Source organism: Sulfurisphaera tokodaii str. 7 (genome assembly GCF_000011205.1).
GTDB classification, from domain to species: Archaea; Thermoproteota; Thermoprotei_A; order Sulfolobales; family Sulfolobaceae; genus Sulfurisphaera; species Sulfurisphaera tokodaii.
The window spans coordinates 2338193-2354655 of the sequence record NC_003106.2 but is presented as its reverse complement, the minus strand read 5'-3'; the positions used below and the strand labels follow the sequence as shown (position 1 = coordinate 2354655).

Below are 16463 nucleotides of genomic sequence, written 5' to 3'. Positions count from 1 at the left end.
CATTATGATGAGAATTTTAATATTAGGTATCGATGGTTATCTTGGATGGCCTTTAGCGTTACGCTTAGCTAAAAGAGGCCATGAAGTAATTGGAATAGACAATCTTTCTACAAGGAGATTCTCAGAAGAGGTAGGATCGGATTCCGCATTTCCATTACCTAAACCAGAAGATAGAGTGAGAGAAGCAAAAAGACATTTAGATGTTGACATAACTTTTTATAAAGGAGACGTGACTGATTACAATTTTTTAACTGAAATTATGAAAAAACATAAGCCAGACGCAATAGTGCACTTTGCTGAGCAGAGATCTGCTCCCTATTCTATGAAAGATAGGGACCATGCAGTTTATACAGTTGTTAATAACGAAGTGAGTACTCTTAACGTAATTTATGCTGTTAAGCAAATAGATCCTACAATTCATATACTAAAGATGGGTACAATGGGTGAATATGGTACACCTAACTTTGACATACCAGAAAGTATTTATGTCGAAGCAATAGTTAACGGTAAAAAAGATAAGATAATAGTTCCTAGAAAAGCTGGTTCTGTATATCATTGGACTAAAGTACATGATACTGATTTCTTACTTTACTTCCATGAAATTTGGGGATTAACAGTAACAGATATAATGCAAGGTCCAGTATATGGAACTAGAACTGAAGAGATTGTTGATGAGAGTTTAAGGACAAGATTTGATTTTGACGAAACTTGGGGAACAGTAGTGAATAGATTTTGTGTACAAGCGATTTTAGGAATTCCTTTAACGGTATACGGAAAGGGTGGACAAACTAGAGGTTTTATATCCCTAGAAGATAGTATGGAAGCTTTAACACTTCTCTTAGAACATCCACCAAATCATGGTGAATATAGAGTAGCTAACCAATTTGCTGAGATTTATAGTGTAAGAAAAATTGCTGAAATGGTGAAAAATGCTGGTGAAGAGCTCGGTCTAAAAGTAGAAATAGGACCATTACCGAATCCCAGAGTAGAGGCTGAGGAACATTATTATAACCCAGAAAGAAAAGTATTACCGTCACTTGGGTTTTACCCAAAGAAGAATCTAAAAGATGAGCTAAAGAATATGATAAAAGATTTATTACCATATAGAGAGAGATTAGAAAGATACAAAGACGCTATATTACCAAAAACTAAATGGAGAATGTAGTAGTTAAATTTTTATAAGAATACATTAATGCATCATAATAACTTTGAGGATCACCTACATTCAACCATTTTTCTTTTTCTAGTTTAATGGCATAAACTTCTCCGCCATCCTCAATTATTTTCTGAATACCATATGTTAATTCCAATTCATTATTTTCTTCAACTGTTATCCTTTTTAAACTTTGAAATATTTTAGGAGAAAAGACATATACTGCAGATATTCCTAGATTACTTTTAGGTTCTAAAGGTTTTTCTTCAGCTTGTGTAACAATGTATAACTTATGGCCCATATACTCTCCTTTTTCTTTTACCGAAACTATACCGTATCTTTTAGGATTACTAACTTCTCTAACTAGAAGGATAGCATCAGGCTTTATTTCTTCAAACAACGAATTTGCTTCTCTATAACCCCCAGTTAACACACCATCATCAGCATGGACGAAAAAGGGATCATTATTTGAGAAGTCTTCAGCCCTTAATACAGCATCGCCAAAGCCTTTAGGTTCTGGTTGGAAAACAAAAGTTACCCCCCTTTCGAAAAGATAATCCATTAAAAGTTTTCCATGTTTTCCCACAACAATACAAAATTTCTTTACTCCAACTTCTTGAAGGGAATCCATTATTAAATCAATCACTGGTCTCATTACAATCTTTCCTTCTTCATTTCTAAATAAGGGTAGTAATGCTTTGGGCAAGACTGAAGTTATATATTTCATCCTACTTCCTTTACCTGCAGCAGTAATTACAGCTTTATTTACCATATTTCATCACGTTTTTTAAATCTGCCTTCTTTAATGCTTTAAATATTGAGGCAGCAATATAAGTATTTACTAATGGGGCAAAATCAGTAACGTAAAAACTGAAAAGTGTGTGATTACCAAGAAAATATACTGCTACAAATGCTAACCACATTATCCATGCAGACATCGTAAGTGTTATCAATTTTGTATCCTTTAGAATAAAGGCTAATGGAGTAGTTCCTACCCATAACCACATCAAAATGGGATTAGTAGATGCGTAGAAATTATAACCTAGATAAAATGGATGAACATCTAAGAACCAGTCCCATGGGGCGGATATTTGGGTTACAGCAGAGAGAGCAATATGACCGTTTGTTGAATCCCAACCTAACATATATAGGAAGGAATTATGAAACCATCCATCTAAACCACCGAAATAAATCATAATTGGAACAGAAAGTATTGCATAAGTTGCAGCTGGTATCCCTATGCCGTATATAGCCCTTTGAATAGGATTTTTCCTTAACTCTCCGACATAGAAAAGAAATGGTAAGAGTAGAGGAAATGCGCTCTCTTTTGAAGCAAACGCTAAGCCTAAGGCTATTGATGCCCATAAAAGTCTATTATCTGAAAGGAGTAGATAGACTGCCAATAACGAGAAGAAACCAACATAAACATCTAATATTGCTATTCCATGAATTACCCAAATGTTGGGAGATAACATTATTAGAGCTGCTGATACAAGACCTGCTACATTACCCCATAAATCACTACCCACTAATTTTCTAGTTAAGAGATAAGCAACTATTACAGTTAGATCACCCATTATCCAACTCGGTATTCTCCAAGCTAATGGTTTATAACCTAGAAGAAGGATGAAAATATCCATAAAGTATTTTCCTAATGGAGGATGTTCTGGATTAATATAAGTTTGAATGTTCTGTTCGTTTGAATATGGAAAATACATTGGCGGCGTTACGTGGAATATTAGTTTTAATATATTATATGCTGCTGTAGGATACCATACTTCATCTCCAATATAACCTTGAACCGGACCAAATGTAATTACAGTATAATACGTGTAGATAGCTAAGGCTACAACAAGAATTATAACTGATATAAGAGTAATTTTATTCATTAAAAAAACGTTTATTCCAACATTTTTAAAACTTCTCCAACTTTTTTCCTTTCATGAACTAGTGCTGAGATTGCTCTAGCCATTTTATCTGGTTCTTTTGCTTGCCAAAGATTTCTTCCAACAGTAATACCAGATGCACCAGCTTCAATAGCATCATTAAGCATTGAAAGAAATTCTTCATCATTTTTAGTCTTAGGACCTCCCCTAATTAAAATAGGGGCAAATGCTACATCAATAACCTTCTTAAAACTCTCCTTATCACCAGTATAATCAACTTTTAAGATATCAGCACCTATTTCTGACGCTAAGCGTGTTACATATTTAACCAATTCTGGATCCTTTATCGAATCTGGATTATCTGGTGAAACATATAACGGTTCAATTATAAATGGTATACCGTAATCATTTGCCTCTCTTCTGAGCATTGCTAACGTATCTAAATTAACTCCTTCAACTTGGTCTTCACCATAACCTACTACTAAATATGTCACTACTGCATCGGCGCCAGCTTCAATAGCATCTCTTATACTGTATACTGCGGAATAATATCCGCTTTCATACTTTTTGTATTGCTGCCTCCAAACATTTGCAGTATCTAATCTTGCAATTAGCATAGGTGAGGATCTCGAGAAAAAGTTTTCTTTAACAAGTTTAACCATAGCTGGTGTCATTTGTAATGCGTCTGGTCCGTTGGACGCTATTTTCTTTACGACGTCTACAACTTTTTCAATTCCTTTTAGTGGACCCATTACAAGTCCGTGATCTAAAGCAACTACAAATGCCTTTCCGTGTTCAAAAAGCCTCCTCATTCTTATTTCTAAACCAACCATCAATGTATAACTTACATTCCTACATAAGAATTTTTCTTAGCTCCTTTATTGCAGATCTTATGAAATTTCTTGCATAAGAGCTAAACAAATAGTTTATACTAATATATAGGATAGAAGCTAATAATCCATATTCTATCATATTAATATAGGAAACAAAGTTTAGCTGTAGGAAAATAAATGAGATTAAACCACCAGAGAGTATAGATACGATAATATCTCGTTTGGGGATTTTGAAGTTGTATTCCTTTTTAGAGATAGAGTAGGAAGTAAGAAGTAACCAAACAGAGTTTATGAGGACTCCCAATGACATTCCAATAGCTATAATGTATGGTGGGAAGCTTCTCAGAATAAAAACAGATATCATAGATACTACTACACCAATAATACTAAATGTGATATTAGTAACGTTTAATTTTGCAGTAATACCTTTAAACGGGTTTTCTGACTCTTCTAAGCCTAATGCTTTATCTTTCATTACTATAGAGTAATAGAATATTGAATATATTCCTCTCATATAATTAGAAAGGGACAAGACAATCAAAGCGTATATGGCTGTGAGGTAATCTCTCCTTATATGGAAAAGTAATGCATGACCTTCACTTACTACTACAACAAGCCATAAAGTTGATATTAAAAAGTATAGTCTCAAAGAAGTAGTTATAATGCTAGGGTCCTTAGTTTCTCCAAGCTTTGCAATTAACCCGTCATAAAGAGCATAAGACCACGAAACTACATTAGCAATTATTAAGGCTGACTCAAAATATGCGATTGGAATATCGTTATGAAGTATAACAATTGTCAACCATACGATTGTTGCCTCTAAAATGAGCTGTAAATAATAAATTATTGTAACTATAGATTTTTTAACAGTTATGATAGCTGTCTTTATGTCAAATTTTAAGTTAGCTTTTATTCTAAAACTACTTAAGAGTGCTTGAGTAATATATCCTGCAAGATATGCGTAAATTACTCCTAGTATAGATAGGTGAAATGCATAGAAAGCTACTAAAACTATTATAACTCTAACTACCTGGAAGGCAATAGTAATTGTCCCTATTACTAAAGGGGTTTTACCCCTGGCTATGGCATAAACTATTCGATAAACATAAAATGAGACTATCAAGAGAGAAGCCATATAAAAAGCAAAATAATCTGGGTAATTTACAGCTGATACTAAATAAGGAACTAGAAAAATGTAAATTGTAGCACTTATTGCACCAAATAAGAAATTAAAGAAAAGTATTCCTCCTACCGGTTTATTTTCACTTGCATACCTTGAGGTTAATGTGGAGAAAATATCAGCAGGTATTGTAAAATATCCCAAAACTAAAACGTATAATGATTGCCAAGAGGCAAAAACCACTTCACCATTAGGCAAAGAACTGAGATACTTTGCTACTAAATAAGTAAAGATAAATGAAAGGGGTGAAGTTATAATACGTAAGAATAAATTTCTTACGCCAGTATAAACTAGTCTAACCTCTTGCTGTTTTTCTGTCATTCATGCAAACAGAATAAGTAGTACTTTAAATGTTTTATCAAATCTTTACACCCACACTCTACATTAATGTTTTTATATTTTGTTGGTTCCACATATGGTAGATTTAAACACTCTGAAGAATTATATATTTGGATTACTAAATCATTAAATTTTATTTTCCTATCTTTACTAATTTTCAAAAGAATCTCATACCATTCCTTTGGAATACTAATTTTCATATTAGATAGAATAGTGAAAAAAGTTTAATATTCACCCATTGTTTCAAACATATCATCAATAGCCCTTGTAATATCTCTAATAGATATAATGCCTTTCAAATTACCTTTATCATCAACAACCGGTAAATGCCTTATATTGAATTGCCTCATTAATGCTAAGGCTCCAGTTATTGGTGAATCTTCTCTAATTGTTATTAATGAAGCCGTCATAAACTCTTCAGCTTTAGTTTCTAAACTCTTACCTTTACCTATTGCTTTTACTATGTCTCTTTCAGTAATTATACCAACCGGTTTATTCCCATCCACAACTATAACAGATCCTATATTTTTCTCGGTCATGACTTTAGCTATGTCATTTAACTTAGCATCTTTTGTAACTGATATGACTTGGGTTTTCATATATTCTTTTACTATTTCTTCCTCCATAGTATAATATTTGATAAAGAGATTAAAAAGAATAACTTATGCAAAACCTTAAAGCAAATGTGAAACTTTGGAAAAGTTTTTAAACGCATAATGTAAATAAAAGTTTGAAATGATTTGGGAAGTAACTAAATTAAGAATAAGTATGATACTCTCAGCAATTGCAATATTAGTTCTAGGTTTCGCATTAATCTACGGCATATTAGGCTACTTCTTCGGCTTCTCTAATGCACCATTACTTATTACTGGAGCTTTAGCGTTTGTAACAATATTTACAATACTTCAATGGTTATTCGGGCCAGCTTTAATAAAATCAATTTATCATCTTACTGAAGTAGACCCTACTGATCCACAATATGGATGGGTTTATAATCTCGTTCAAGAGGTCGCTATGTATAATAGAATGAATACACCAAAAGTTTACATAGCTAATGTACCATTTCCAAACGCTTTTGCCTTCGAAAGCCCTATTTATGGTAAGAACATGGCAATTACATTGCCTTTATTAAGAATGTTAACTCCGGAAGAAGTAAAAGCAGTTATAGGTCATGAGATAGGTCACCTTAGACATAAAGATACAGAATTACTTTTGGCAGTGGGGCTTATTCCAACTCTACTCTACTGGATAGGTTACGGATTATGGTGGGGTGGACTGCTTGGTGGAGGTGGAGGAGGTAGAAACGATAATTCTGGAATCCTATTCTTAATCGGAATAGCATTAATAGCATTCAGCTTCCTGTTTAATCTATTTGTACTCTTCCTTAATAGAATGAGAGAAGCATACGCTGACGTTAACTCTGCAATAACAGTCCCTAATGGTGCTAAGAATTTGCAAACAGCATTAGCTAAAATCGTATTATCCACAGATCCAGATATAATTGAAAGGTATAAGAAAAAATATGGACAAATAGGAAGTATGCTATTATTCTCTGGTTTTCAAATAAACGAAGATATACCAGCTTATAAAGTTCAAGAATTAGTAGAATATTGGAGAAATATAAAGGTAAGCCCATTTGCAGACATCTTTAGCGATCATCCACACCCAGCAAAAAGAATACAATTATTAGAAAAACTTACTCATACTCAATAGTTGCTGGGGGTTTTGTAGTTATATCATAAACAACTTCCTTGATTTTTTTATCATTAATTTCATTTGCTATTTTTTCAAGGATATTCCAATTTATCTTAGCAAAATCTGCTGTCATAAAATCTTGTGTATTTACAGCTCTAATTCCTATGGTATAAATACCCTCCGGGTTTTTATCCTTTATCTTAACGACCACATGAGTTATATTATAACTTGTAAGTTTTTCCATAATTTCTCTTAAGCTCTCGTAATCTTTCCTGCATTCAATACCAGCTATATTACCATAAGCCCTTACATCACCTTTAACTCCAGTAGCTAATGTTTTGTATACCTTAACATCACATCCTACCTCATTACTTAACTCTTTATTATACTCTGCAGCAGAGTCAAAAATGACTGCAAAATACTGAGAGAGGTTTAATTCAGATAAGTTCTTTTCCACAGTAGTAGTTACTTTCCTCAAGATTTCGAGCTTTTCTCTAGTTAACTTACCTACAACTCTAACAAGTAGTCCTGGACCTGGAAAAGGTTGCCTATTATATATATCCCTAGGTAAACCTAAGTATTTTGCTAATGCCCTAACCTCATCTTTATATAAATCAGCTAAAGGCTCAACAACTTTAAATCCCCATTCTTTTTCAGTATCTATACCTAACTGTACTAGAACATTATGCTGTGTTTTTATACCTCCTTGGGTTTCTACCCAATCAGCAGCAATTGTTCCTTGTATTAAATATTTTGCATTGAACTCTTTTACGATTCTTGATAAAGTATCATAAAATAATTGCCTGAATTTTTTCCTTTTCTCTTCAGCATCTGACATACCCTCTAATGATGATATGAATTTTTCTCTCTCGTCAATAACTTGTAGAGGCATTAAATCTTTAAGCATATTCTTTACATTCTCAGCTTCGTTTTCTCTTAAAAAACCCGTATCTATCATAACTGGAATTACTTTATCCCCTAGAATCTTATACGATAAAACTGCGGCTGTTGTACTATCAACACCACCACTTACTGCTGCTATAGCTCTACCATCAACAATTTCCTTTAATTGAGGAGAGATTTCATCAACAAATTTTTGTGGATCAAAACTCATTGATTTAACTGACTAAAAATAAATTAATAAATTCACCTATACATTTATTTGATTAAGTAAATCCACATCAATATAACGTTTAAATATATTAGCTAATCTCTCAGATTGATCCTTTATTTCCTCCTCAAGACTTTTACTATTAACTTTTATACCATATAATTCATATAGAAGTTTTTTACCTCCATCAGAAAATAGAGAGCCATGAATACTATAACCTAATTTATCATCTTTTATAGCACCATCATAAACATTCACTTCCTTATATCCACGCTTAGTAATTGTTAAGATAGGCTTTTCGTTCAAATATTTTATTTTTCCTCTTCTGATTTCATAACCATTAACTTTTATATCAGACCAGCTTCTAGAAATAATTTTGTCTTTATCATATATAACTTCAATGTCGAATATCCCTAGACCCTGATATTCCTTTATAGACCCACTTTCATAACCATAAGAGTCTATAAGCTTTTTACCCATAAGTTGAAAACCACCACATATTCCTAGGACTGGTTTCTTTCTAATATGCTCAATAAAACCCTTCTCCGTTAACCATACTAGACTTTCAAACGTATTTCTACTACCAGGTATAATAACTAAGTCAACTTTAGATAATTGTGAAGGCTTTTTAATAAATTTAATATGTGCATTTGATTTATTAAATGCATAAAATTCGTTAAAATTACTCATATAAGGGTAAGCTAGTATACCTACTTCGATATCTCCTTCACCGAATTCAAATATGTTCATTGAATCTTCTTGCATTATTGGAGGTTCATCAAAATAAGGAAGATAACCTAAATATCTCATCCCAGTTTTTTCTTCAAGCCATTTTATAGCTGGGTTAAGTAACTTTTCATCTCCTCTAAACTTATTAATTATAAAACCTTTCAAGTTCCTTCTTACACTTTCTGGGAGAGTAAGATATGCACCGTAAGCTGAAGTAAATGCTCCTCCTCTATCTATATCTAGAATTAATATAACGGGAAGATTAAACTCTTTTACTAACCTTACCAGTGTTAAGTCTTTATCTATAAAATTCGGTTCAATTCCTCCAGCTGATTCAATTACAACATCTCTCCTAATATAATCCTTAATTTTCCACCATAATTCTTCTATTTTATTATAGTACTCTTCAGCTGAATATACTCCGATAGGAGTACCAAAGTAAATAACTTCTATTCCTTTACCCGCAGGCTTTAATAGAATAGGATTCATATATCTTTCTGGTTCAATTCCCTTTGCAAACGCTTGATATGCTTGGATGAAAGCTATTTCTCCATTATCCATAGTAGGAAAGCTATTTAGTGACATATTCTGTATTTTCATAGGAGTTAAATCTAGTAATTTAACGATAGCCGTTGTTACTGTCGATTTCCCAGAATCACTCATAGTAGAAGCTATAATAATTGCCACATTATAGCATAACAAGATGAAAATATTTAAAAAGATTGCCTCACAAATCTCATTCTTTACTATTATTCCCTCGACAAAAGCAACTTTAGAGGAGGTTGCTAGTGCTTCCTTTATCTCACCAATAATTATTGGAGTAATCACGGCTTTAATTGACTATTCTGTAGTATTTGTAACGTCAAAGTTTTTGGGCAATCTTGCCTTCCTCCTTCTATTACCTACTGTGGAGATTATTAGAGGTTTTCATCATCTAGACGGGTTACTTGATTTTGGAGATGCACTAATGGCTAAAGATTATAACAAGAAAATTAAGGCTTTACATGACGTAGAAGTAGGAGCTGGTGGAATAGGCTTACTGTTGGTGTATGTTTCAATTTTTCTTACCGTGTTGCTATCTATCAAAACTTTATCTTTCTATTCTTTGTTAATTGCAGAAGTTGAAAGTAGAGCTTTAGGAATCCTTTTATTAGCCATAATGCCTCCAATAGAAATAAGTTATATGGGGAAGATTTTTCATAAGAATCTAAATAATAAATGGAAAATACTGTCAATTATAGTTGAGGTAGTACTTTTCGGAAATCCATACATATTAATTTCGTTCGCTATTCTATTACTCTTTTTCTACTTTCTAGGATACTCGACTCTAAAGGGGAGTTCTGGAGATTTTATAGGAGCCATAATAACTTTATCATTTCCCATATTTCTACTTATAGCGGAAAGAAGTTGCTACCTATTCTTTACCTCGCTATTCTCTTTGATTTAACCCTAGGAGAGCCTCCAGTCTACATTCATCCAGTCGTTTGGGTTGGTAAAATATCTGAGAAAATGATAGTACCTTATAAGGGCTATTTATACGGAGTCTTTGTATGGATAATTAGTGTAATACCGGTCCTAATTCTCCTTCTAATCCCGCTATATATTCCTAGCGTAATAATACAGACTATACTTCTTACTTTTTTCCTTAAGACTAGTTTTTCTATCAAAATGCTTTATGAACTGGTGAAAAAGTCTATCCCAGTTAATAGAGAAAATAGAAAGTATGCACAACAGTTAGTTAGAAGAAATGTATATGAACTCGATGATCCTCATGTAGCCTCAGCAGTTATCGAATCTTTATTTGAAAGTCTCGTTGATGGTATAACTTCACCTATTTTCTGGTTCCTTATTCTTGGCTATCCTGGTGCACTTCTACAAAGATTTTCTAATACGATGGATAGTATGGTAGGTTATAAAACACTAGAGTTACAGAAAGAGGGATGGTTTTCTGCGAAAGTTGATACTATCATGAATTATATACCTTCTAGGCTCACTGGAATCCTAATGATTATAGCTGGATACATCCTTGGATATAAGCCTAGAGATTTATATAAGACCCTTAAGAGTAGCGGGATTGAAAGTTTGAATGCCAGATACCCAATATCTTTTGCTTCATCTATATTGCATGTGAAACTTGAAAAACCAGGTTACTATTCAGTAGGCGAAGGTAATTTGCCTAAAGAAGATGACGTAAGAAGAGCATTAAGACTTTTTGTTGCAACCTTAGTACTTTATTTTACCTTAATCTCAATCATATATTATTACCTTTATGGCCTCTCCTTGCTTAGCTACCCTTACGGCCTCATTAAATTCATCTAATGGAAACCTATGGGTTATCAGTTTTTTGACATCAACTTTTCTTTCATAAATTAATTTCAGTGCTTCTTTTGTATCTTCTTCCACTGCAGCATTACTTGATATTATTGAAATTTCATTATTTAAAAGCTCACTAATATCGTAATTCAAGACTGTTCCTTTATACGGAACACCAAATAGTAATACGTATCCCCCTTTTCTTACTGAAAGTAGTCCAGATAATATAGCTGAAGGAGACCCCGAGGCTATTATTGCTACATCAGCTCCTCTACCGTCTGTTAATTTCTTAACTTCACTTGGTATATCAGTCTTTCTAGCATTTAACGAGTAGTCTGCTCCTACTTTGGTAGCATATTCAATTCTAAAATCTGATACGTCAGATGTTATAACAGTACTGGCACCATTAGCCTTAGCCATCATTACGTGTAATAAACCCATAGGTCCAGCTCCAACCACTAAGACACTATCTCCCTTATTTATTTTTACTCTTCTCTGTGCTCTCACAACAGTAGCTAATGGTTCTATAAAAGCTCCTTCATCGAAAGATACAGAGTCTGGTAAAATTAAAATTCCTCCCCTTATTACATTCCAAGCTGGTACCCTAAAGTACTCAGCAAATCCGCCAGGGTCAAGATTTGTTTTCCTATAATAAGGACACATTGTAGGACTACCGTGAGTACAATAGTAACACTCATAGCAAGGAACATGGTGGTGAGCAAATACTCTTTGTCCTGATTTTAAGAAATCTACACTAGATTCATCTATTATTCCAGCTGGCTCATGCCCTAGTATTGGCTGAGATGCTGTGTATTGTCCACAAATTTTTTCTACATCTGTACCACATAATCCGCAAGCTTTCATCTTAACTATAACATCACCTTTATCCTTAATTATAGGCTTAGGTATCTCCTTAATTACAACCTTTCCGTTCTCTAAAAGTACAGCTTTCACAAGTTGTTAGTAATGAGCTTAAAATAAATCTCTTTCTTCTTATGCGAAACTAAAAGAGATATATAGTATTTCCGCGTAACAATTATTGTGAATTTAATTATTTTCGCCATACTCCCTCTCATATTTATAGGAGATCATTTACAGTTAAGGAGATTAAAATCTTTATTTACTATACAAGGAATAAGAATATTTCTTGATAATAATGAGAGTGTAAACGCATATATAATAGGTAAAAATTTAGTAATAACTAAAGGCTTTCTAAAACTAGATAAATCCGAACAAAGAGCAATATTAGCTCACGAGATGTCACATATTGTACTTAACCATTACCTAAAGATGAAAATCTTCGTAGCTGTGGGGTTATTATTCTCATTATTTCTGTTTCAGTTTAATATTGTTCTTTCACTGATTTCTTTGATTTTGGTCTTTTTATTGCAAAAATTTATAAGTAAAAGGCAAGAGATCCAAGCTGATAGGCTTGCATATTCTATAGTTGGGGATGAACTTAAACTAGTCATTAAAAAGTATGGAGACGTAGAGTCTAGCATATTCTCTTCTCATCCAACTATAAACACGAGACTTAAGATGTTAAGTTTTTAACAATACTTTTCTCCCCCTTGTACAAATATTTATAAAATTCTCGTGTATACTTTAATTCATGTATATAGGTAAGCCGATAAAAAGAATTGAGGATTTAAGGCTTATAACTGGAAAAGGAGCATACGTTGATGATATTGAACTACCCGGAACACTATTTGTAGCATTCGTAAGAAGTAAATATCCTCATGCAAGGATTAAGGTTAAAAAAGAAGAAGGAATATTTACTGGTGAAGATATAAATCCTGGAAAAGATTTCCCTATAGCAACTAAAGAGACTACCTACGTTGGACAGCCAATAGCTATAGTTATTGCAAAAGATAGATATGAGGCTTATGATCTAATTGAATCTGTTGAAGTAGAATATGAGGAATTAGACTACGTTTTAGACCCGGAAAAAGCGTTAGAAGACAAAGTAAAGGTGCATAGTGGTTTATCTTCAAATATTTATTATCATGAAAGATGGAAAGGAGGAGACGTAGAAAAAGCATTTAAAGAAGCTGATTTAACAATTTCTGATACCTTAATCAATCAAAGGGTAATAGCTTCACCGTTAGAGACTAGAGGCGCTTTAGCTTACTTTGATGGGAATAAGCTTACATTTTACTCTTCTACGCAATCAGCTCACTATTTGAGAAGAAATCTTGTTGATTTCCTTGGATTTGAAAACATTAGGGTAATTCAGCCTGACGTTGGAGGTGCATTTGGTAGTAAAATCATTGCCCATCCAGAGGAATACGCCTTAGCTAAACTAGCACTAATGTTAAGGAAACCACTAAAATGGGTACCTACAAGAACTGAAGAATTTATATCGGCTGGACATGGTAGGGACAAAAAACTGAAGTTTGAAGTTGCTGTTAAAAAAGATGGAACAATTTTAGGAATAAGAGGTACTCTGATAGCAAACTTAGGAGCTCCTTACCCAGATGCTAATGATGATGAATCTGGAAACGTTAAGAGTACCGTAAGGATGTTACCTGGTATTTATAAGATAATCGGTGCTGATATTGATGCCTATGCAGTTCATACAAATATAACTCCTACACAATCATATAGAGGTGCTGGTAGACCAGAAGGTATATACTTTATAGAGAGAATAGTAAATATTGTAGCAGATGAATTAGGGATAGATCAGTATGAAATAAGGTTAAAGAATGCTATTGACACATTACCGTATACTAACATTTTTGGTGTTACTTATGATTCTGGAAATGTAAAGAAACTTTTAGAAATTGGGAAGAAATATTATGATGAGCTAAAGAAAGAGGATGGCTGTGTTGGTGTCTCTTCATATATTGAAATAACTGCTTTTGGACCTTGGGAAGTTGCCAGAATTTCTGTTAAATATGATGGTAAAATTACATTAGTTACAGGTACTGGTCCTCACGGTCAAGGAGATGCAACTGCATTTGCTCAAATTGCAGCTGACGTACTGGAGTTACCAATTGAAAAGATTGAAGTTAGATGGGGTGATACGGAAATAATTGAAGATGGTATTGGAACATGGGGAAGTAGGACTGTAACTATAGGTGGTTCAGCAGTTTTATTAGCTTCTCAAAAGCTTAAGGATAAATTAATTGAAATCGGTGCTAAAATACTAAATGCTGACAAAGAGGAGGTTGAGTATAAAGAAGGAAATGTCACACATAAGAAGAACGGTAATAAAGTTACTTTTAACGAAATCGTAAAGAATGCTTTTAAGATGGGAGAAAGTCTGGATACAACAGCTATTTATAATGTTAAGCAACCTCCCACCACTCCCTATGGTGTGCATTTGGCTCTAGTTAAGGTAGATGGGACAGGAAAAGTATTTGTAAAGAAATATGTTGCAGTTGATGATGTAGGAACTGTTATTAACCCTTTACTTGCTGAAGGACAAGCTATAGGTGGCATTGTACAAGGGATGGCACAAGCGTTATTAGAGGGAGCTTTCTTTGATGAAAATGGACAATTATTAACTACTAATTTTCAAGACTACCCTATACCTACAGCAGTAGAAATACCCGAGAAGATAGATTGGTATTATGAGATTTTAGGAAAATCTCCTCATCCTACGGGGAGCAAAGGGATTGGAGAAGCTGGTGCAATAGCAGCTACACCGACAATAATAAATGCTGTGGAACAATGTATTAAAAAGAGAATAACTAAAATGCCGGTTAAATTTGAGGAGTTGGTTAGTTAATGCAGAGACATTTTTTATCTGAAAAAGATAGTAAAAAACTAATCTCTGAAATAAAAAATAAATATGGAATTAATATTGAAGGAAGAATTGAAATTGGAAAGGAGAAAAAGGAAGTATACTACTTTATTGATGGTTTACTCTCGTTTTTTTCAGAAGAATTGATTCCTACACTTTGTTTTATAAGAAAATATAATTTACAACTCCCTTCTGTAACGGTTGATGAAGGTGCAGTAAAGCATATTATAAATGGTGCTGATCTTTTTGTACCCGGTATTGTTGAATATAATTGTAATTGTAAAGAAGGTGATATTGTTTTGGTAAAGACTAAGACAAATATTCCCATAGCAATTATAAAAGTTATTATGGATAAAGAAAGAGCTTTAAGTGAGAAAAAGGGGAAGTTTGGAATAAATTTACATTATATTAATGACAAAATCTGGGAAATGTGCAATGAGAGGGGTTCTAGTTCCAACGTATAATGAGGCGGAAAATATAAAAGAACTCATACCACGAATTAGGCAATATCTACCAGATGCAAAAATCATTATAGTAGACGATGATAGCGAAGATAGTACTGCAGAAATAGCTAGAAAGTTGGATGCTATAGTTTTTGTAAGAAAAGGTGAGAAGGGCCTTGGCAGTGCATTAAGGTTTGGACTACTTAAAGGATTAGAATTAGGATTTGAATACTTAGCAACTATGGATGCTGACTTAAGTCATGACCCTATTTATTTGCCTAAAATGTTTGAAGAGGCAAAAAAGGCTGATTTGGTTATAGGTTCTAGATATATAGAAGGTGGAAAAATTGAAAACTGGCCCTTAAAGAGAAGAATTATTAGCAAAGGAGCAAATATGTTAGCTAAGACCTTACTTAGAATCGATGTTAAAGATAATACTTCTGGGTATAGGGTTTATTCTAGGAATGCTATCGAAGTAGTTAAAGATTGTAAAAATGCAGATGGATATGAGTTTCAAATATGTGCGGTATATAAGGTTAAGAGGGCTAGATTAAGGATAGTTGAAGTACCTATAACCTTTAGGGATAGAAGTAAGGGAAAAAGTAAGTTAGGAAGTGAAAAAATTCTTAATTGGTTTGTATATGTTTTAAAACTATCATTAGGATTTACTTCTTGATTTTTTTATTTTAGCTAATTCTTCCTTTAATAATTCTATTTCTTTTTTCAAATTTGCAATCTCGGCTTCATGAGCATCCAATATTTTCCTTAACTCATCACTTGAAACTGGTTGAGAGTTTTTCAGTTTAATATTATCATTATCTAGTTCTACGAATCCTAAACGATAGAGTTCTCTGGCATAACCCTTTGCTGTTTTAGGAGAGATCTTTAATTCTAGTGCTAGGTCTTTTATGTTAATTTCTTTCTTCTCTTTTAAAATAGAAATTATATCTTGAAGACGGGGTGTCAGCTCCATATTCTTTAGCTTATGTAAATATTTGCTTTTAAACTCTAGGGCATAAGAGATATTGATAGC

17 protein-coding genes are annotated in these 16463 nt (G+C 33.3%); 8 read left to right on the top strand and 9 right to left on the bottom strand.

Annotated features, from left to right (window positions below):
* The first annotated feature begins 7 nt into the window (after positions 1 to 7).
* On the top strand, positions 8 to 1165 hold the full coding sequence (gene agl3 / locus STK_RS12970; protein WP_052846779.1) for a UDP-sulfoquinovose synthase: 1158 nt from the start codon (positions 8 to 10) through the stop codon (positions 1163 to 1165).
* On the opposite strand, the gene STK_RS12965 is transcribed toward agl3, so the two are convergent.
* From STK_RS12965 to STK_RS12940, 5 genes are all read right to left on the bottom strand, one after another.
* On the bottom strand, positions 1149 to 1925 hold the full coding sequence (locus tag STK_RS12965) for a nucleotidyltransferase family protein (RefSeq protein ID WP_010980436.1): 777 nt from the start codon (positions 1923 to 1925) through the stop codon (positions 1149 to 1151). The genes agl3 and STK_RS12965 overlap by 17 nt on opposite strands.
* Positions 1915 to 3042, bottom strand: coding sequence for a glycosyltransferase family 39 protein (locus STK_RS12960; RefSeq protein ID WP_010980435.1), 1128 nt, complete (start codon positions 3040 to 3042; stop codon positions 1915 to 1917). Before STK_RS12960 ends, STK_RS12965 begins: the two co-directional genes overlap by 11 nt.
* An 11-nt stretch (positions 3043 to 3053) precedes the next feature.
* Positions 3054 to 3872, bottom strand: a complete 819-nt coding sequence (locus STK_RS12955) for a class I fructose-bisphosphate aldolase (RefSeq protein WP_010980434.1) — start codon at positions 3870 to 3872, stop codon at positions 3054 to 3056.
* A gap of 19 nt (positions 3873 to 3891) precedes the next feature.
* Positions 3892 to 5373, bottom strand: a complete 1482-nt coding sequence (locus tag STK_RS12950) for a hypothetical protein (RefSeq protein ID WP_010980433.1) — start codon at positions 5371 to 5373, stop codon at positions 3892 to 3894.
* Between the two features lie 242 nt (positions 5374 to 5615).
* Positions 5616 to 6017 (bottom strand): CBS domain-containing protein, encoded by a 402-nt coding sequence (locus STK_RS12940; RefSeq protein WP_010980432.1) that lies wholly within the window; start codon positions 6015 to 6017, stop codon positions 5616 to 5618.
* Positions 6018 to 6126: 109 nt separating this feature from the next.
* Here STK_RS12940 and htpX point away from each other — a divergent pair, with 109 nt between their 5' ends.
* Positions 6127 to 7104, top strand: a complete 978-nt coding sequence (htpX, locus tag STK_RS12935) for a zinc metalloprotease HtpX (RefSeq protein ID WP_010980430.1) — start codon at positions 6127 to 6129, stop codon at positions 7102 to 7104.
* On the opposite strand, the gene STK_RS12930 is transcribed toward htpX, so the two are convergent.
* Both STK_RS12930 and STK_RS12925 read right to left on the bottom strand, forming a co-directional pair.
* Entirely contained in the window at positions 7088 to 8200 is a 1113-nt protein-coding gene (locus tag STK_RS12930; RefSeq protein ID WP_010980429.1) for an ATP-binding protein, read from the bottom strand. The genes htpX and STK_RS12930 overlap by 17 nt on opposite strands.
* A 36-nt stretch (positions 8201 to 8236) precedes the next feature.
* Entirely contained in the window at positions 8237 to 9613 is a 1377-nt protein-coding gene (locus tag STK_RS12925) for a cobyric acid synthase (RefSeq protein ID WP_052846777.1), read from the bottom strand.
* A gap of 16 nt (positions 9614 to 9629) precedes the next feature.
* Here STK_RS12925 and cobS point away from each other — a divergent pair, with 16 nt between their 5' ends.
* Together cobS and STK_RS12915 are read left to right on the top strand one after the other, a co-directional pair.
* Positions 9630 to 10373, top strand: a complete 744-nt coding sequence (gene cobS, locus STK_RS12920) for an adenosylcobinamide-GDP ribazoletransferase (protein ID WP_010980427.1) — start codon at positions 9630 to 9632, stop codon at positions 10371 to 10373.
* Complete coding sequence (locus STK_RS12915; RefSeq protein ID WP_052846776.1) at positions 10334 to 11245, top strand: cobalamin biosynthesis protein; 912 nt, start codon at positions 10334 to 10336, stop codon at positions 11243 to 11245. The genes cobS and STK_RS12915 overlap by 40 nt, the downstream gene beginning before the upstream one ends.
* On the opposite strand, the gene STK_RS12910 is transcribed toward STK_RS12915, so the two are convergent.
* The gene (locus tag STK_RS12910; RefSeq protein WP_010980425.1) at positions 11174 to 12193 is read right to left on the bottom strand and encodes a zinc-dependent dehydrogenase; all 1020 of its coding nucleotides are present in this window, start codon (positions 12191 to 12193) and stop codon (positions 11174 to 11176) included. The genes STK_RS12915 and STK_RS12910 overlap by 72 nt on opposite strands.
* 87 nt (positions 12194 to 12280) lie before the next feature.
* Between STK_RS12910 and STK_RS12905 the strand changes: the two genes are divergently transcribed.
* From STK_RS12905 to STK_RS12890, 4 genes are read left to right on the top strand one after another with little or no spacing between them, the layout of a single operon-like run.
* Positions 12281 to 12793 carry a M48 family metallopeptidase gene (locus STK_RS12905; RefSeq protein ID WP_010980424.1) on the top strand — a complete coding sequence of 171 codons (513 nt, stop codon included), beginning with the start codon at positions 12281 to 12283 and terminating at the stop codon, positions 12791 to 12793.
* A gap of 58 nt (positions 12794 to 12851) precedes the next feature.
* Entirely contained in the window at positions 12852 to 14972 is a 2121-nt protein-coding gene (gene cutA, locus STK_RS12900) for a glyceraldehyde dehydrogenase subunit alpha (RefSeq protein WP_010980423.1), read from the top strand.
* The gene (locus tag STK_RS12895; protein ID WP_010980422.1) at positions 14972 to 15451 is read left to right on the top strand and encodes an RNA-binding protein; all 480 of its coding nucleotides are present in this window, start codon (positions 14972 to 14974) and stop codon (positions 15449 to 15451) included. Before cutA ends, STK_RS12895 begins: the two co-directional genes overlap by 1 nt.
* Complete coding sequence (locus STK_RS12890) at positions 15423 to 16106, top strand: polyprenol monophosphomannose synthase (protein WP_052846775.1); 684 nt, start codon at positions 15423 to 15425, stop codon at positions 16104 to 16106. The genes STK_RS12895 and STK_RS12890 overlap by 29 nt, the downstream gene beginning before the upstream one ends.
* Here the strand turns inward: STK_RS12890 and STK_RS12885 are convergent.
* Complete coding sequence (locus STK_RS12885; protein WP_010980420.1) at positions 16089 to 16403, bottom strand: winged helix-turn-helix transcriptional regulator; 315 nt, start codon at positions 16401 to 16403, stop codon at positions 16089 to 16091. The two genes, STK_RS12890 and STK_RS12885, sit on opposite strands and share 18 nt — an antisense overlap.
* Positions 16404 to 16463 lie beyond the last annotated feature (60 nt).